This is a genomic window from Gordonibacter sp. (assembly GCF_036667095.1).
Taxonomy (GTDB): domain Bacteria; phylum Actinomycetota; class Coriobacteriia; order Coriobacteriales; family Eggerthellaceae; genus Gordonibacter.
Genome location: NZ_JAVWUP010000227.1, coordinates 1 through 3,641 on the forward strand (window position 1 = coordinate 1; position 3,641 = coordinate 3,641).

Below are 3,641 nucleotides of genomic sequence, written 5' to 3' on the forward strand. Positions count from 1 at the left end.
TGGGTGGTCTTGGCATGCTCGCCAGCGTGTCATCTTCGTACGCCAACTAATGACCTGTGTCAGGATTTTGGACACAAAAGTTAAAGAATTTACGCCGCCTTTCGGATGGCTGAGCACGCAGGTTTAGTTCTGACAAAGAAGTCTTCCATCACCCGTGACGGAAGACTGTAGTGAATGGCTGAATGAGGGCACTGGCGATTGTGGTAGCACTCAATGAAGTTGATGACAGCCCTCTTCACCTCCACCCTAGTCGAGAAGCTTCTTCGGGCACTTGAATCTATCGCAGCAGCTTCAAGTCCATGGCTGTGCCTGAAGATGAGCTCAACAAATATATGAACTGGCATAACAACGATAGGATAAGATGTGGTCTAAACGGCACAAGTCCTGTTGCATTCAGACAGCTCCATGAGCAATAGGCTAAAGGTGATCCAAGAAAATGGGTGCACCTCATCGGGAGGTGTCCGGCTGACATCGCAATTCAACCAAAACTTTCGCCCTATCTTAACACTTTATTGCTTTTTTGCTTAATACTTCCTCCAGACCATCTTATTCACGATATCAGTGTAGGATTGAATAATCTTAACGACCTTGGTAGAAACGGTCTCATCGGCATAGTCGGGCACGGGAGATTCCGGCAACGAACCCTCCCTGTCGAGTGCGACAGCAGTAGCAACTCCTTGAAGAAGCCCGCGCTTGCTGATACCGGCCAGCGTAAAACATGCCTTATCGAGAGCCTCGGGGCGTTCGGTTGAAGTACGAATGCAGACAGCCGGGAACGCACGACCTATAGAAGCAAAAAAGCTCGACTCCTCAGGAAGAGTACCGCTGTCACTCACTACGGCAAAAGCATTTATTTGAAGATTGTTGTAGTCGTGAAATCCCAGGGGCTCATGTAGACGAACGCGCGAATCAAGCTTAAAGCCTGTTGTAACCAGGCGCTTACGAGAACGCGGATGACAAGTATAGAGAACTGGCATATCATACTTTTCAGCCAACGCATTTACGGCTCCAAAAAGTGACTCAAAGTTTGTTTGAGTATCAATATTTTCTTCGCGGTGCGCCGACAGTAAAATATAACAGCCCTTCTCAAGCCCCAACTTTTCATGGATGTCCGATGCTTCAATATCGGCCAAATTGGCACGCAAAACCTCTGCCATAGGAGAGCCCGTAACATAGGTCCGCTCGGAGACGCACCCGCAATTAGCCAGATAACGGCGTGCATGCTCGGAGTAGGCCAGGTTCACATCCGATATGATATCCACTATGCGGCGATTAGTTTCTTCTGGAAGACATTCGTCTTTACAGCGATTGCCGGCCTCCATATGAAAAATAGGGATATGCAGACGCTTTGCACTAATAACAGATAAACAAGAATTAGTGTCTCCTAGGACAAGAACAGCATCGGGAGACACACCAACCATAAGATTATAGCTGGTAGAAATAATCTTCCCCATGGTTTGGCCCAAAGTGTCGCCCACGGCATCTAAGTAGACTTCCGGTTCGTCCAACTTTAAATCACAGAAGAACACCCCATTAAGGTTGTAATCGTAGTTTTGTCCCGTATGTGCCAGAATGACATCGAAGTATCGACGGCACTTCTTAATGACCTCGGAGAGTCGAATGATGAGGTATTGGTTGTCAGACAAGTTAATAATGTTGTGAGTGTAGCCAGGAATCATTTCAACGACAGTAATATCTTCACCTGACACGTGGTACTCAACTACCGAATGAAGTCCACAATCCTCCTCATCGCCGACGCATCGTAGTTGGATAAGCCCCTCGCCGGACACCACGCAAAATTTCTCCCACTTGGTATGATGCCAATGCTGACCTTTGGTAATACCCGGCTTGGAAACGTTGACCGACACCTGTCCGCGATCCACCGTGTGTAGAATCTCCGTAAAACTTCCACGCTCGTCTACGTTCATCTTGAGCTTATAGGAAAAATCGGCTGGATCAAGATAGCTTAAATATGTCGAGTAGAGCTTCTTGGAAAGCGAGTTGGGCGTTACATCAGGGATAGAAATGTCTTCTCGAGCCGCTTTGAAGCCATGCAAAAGATCGACAATATCACCTAGAGTGCATCGATCCGTTGGGTTTACATAGCAAAAGCCATCGTCCGCGCGGGTTTCTTCGCCAAGTAGGGCATCAAGCATTTCCGATACTAGATCGTCAATATAAAGAAGTTCGAGGTCTGTGGAGGGATCATTTACCGTAATAGAACGATTATTGGCTATATTGCTACAAAATGTTGCTACCACGGAGTTGTAGCCAGGGCGACACCACTTACCGTAAACATTAGGAAACCGATAAATAAGCACGGGCACACCCGTGCGTTCGGAGTAATCACGAAAAAGGTTTTCTCCAGCAAGTTTTGATTTACCATATCCACCATCCATAAAACAACCTCGGGAGGAGGCTTTCGTACTCGAGGCAAACATAATTGGAGAAAGATTATTTTGGCGCTCAAGGGTACTGATCAGGGTGGAGGCGAAATCGCGGTTGCCCTCCATGAATTCAGAAACATCCTTGGGACGATTTACTCCCGCCAGATTAAACACAAAGTCAGCTTCGGCACAATAGGTTGAAAGCTCGTCGGGTATCGATTCTCGATCGTACTCGAAAATGGTAAGCGGTAAAAGCGGTTGATACTTTTCGCGACGATCTTTACCGTCACGGATGGCCTTAAGGCTCTCACAGAGATTCCTCCCGACAAACCCCTTTGCACCTGTTACTAAAATTTTCATGACTAAATCACCCTTCCAGTATCTTTCCTGGCACCTTTCGAACAACTTTTAGATTTTAATTTTTGTAGGTATCTCACACAAGCAATGGGTTCGACGACTTGAAAAGGCATGATTGCTGCGATGCTGGCGAGTACAACACCAATCCAACTACCGGTTAGCGCACATAAGAAGCTTGCTAAAGGAATCATCGCGACGGCACCCAGACCCATACATACCACTTGCACAGTGAAAAACGAAAGGCCATTTCCTATTGATGCGTTTACGTTCTGCAACACAAACACAACCGCAAATAGTGTCATCACTACCACATAACTCCAATTTACAAGAATAGTTCGGTCTCCCAGCCATACATCGAACCCAACCTGAATAAACGAAATACTTGCAACGCATACCGCTACCACCACCAGAGGTAAAAGCAGGAGGTATTTTCGATACATCCCGATAATCCAGTCGTAGTTCCCTTCCGCCTGAGCCTTTGTAACTGCAGACCAAATGGGCACCAACGCGATTGCCGCAATCGCCCCAATCGTATAATAGACTTTGTAGTAGATCTGAAACTCGACCACCTCAGAAGGACCACGCAGAATCGAGATTAAAAGCGGATGCGTCGTGGCGACAACCACCCAGGTCAGCTGCAGAAACAAGATAACCAAACCAGTCGACATTGATTCTTTTGCATAGCGCCACTTAAAACCGCGAAAGTCGACACGACAACCAAGAGAATTACCTTTAAAGACAACGATAGTTGCCGCAAGCAGCGGCAATGCCATGCAAACGACATTCGCAAGTCCAAGCATGCAAAGATTAACATCATCACCAGAAGCAGGAGCAAGCAACACAAAAGCTAGAATCAGAGTGTTCGAGACAAGCGCTATCGCGTTCACAATAGAAGAT

The 3,641-nt window shown here is 46.9% G+C and carries 2 protein-coding genes; both read right to left on the reverse strand.

From position 1 onward, the window contains the following. Window positions 1-524: 524 nt before the first annotated feature. Window positions 525-2,747 carry a UDP-N-acetylglucosamine 2-epimerase gene (locus RR842_RS12825; protein WP_332730004.1) on the reverse strand — a complete coding sequence of 741 codons (2,223 nt, stop codon included), beginning with the start codon at window positions 2,745-2,747 and terminating at the stop codon, window positions 525-527. Window positions 2,748-2,749: 2 nt separating this feature from the next. Beyond that, on the reverse strand, window positions 2,750-3,641 hold an 892-nt coding region (locus tag RR842_RS12830), incomplete at its 5' end, for a hypothetical protein (RefSeq protein ID WP_332730005.1).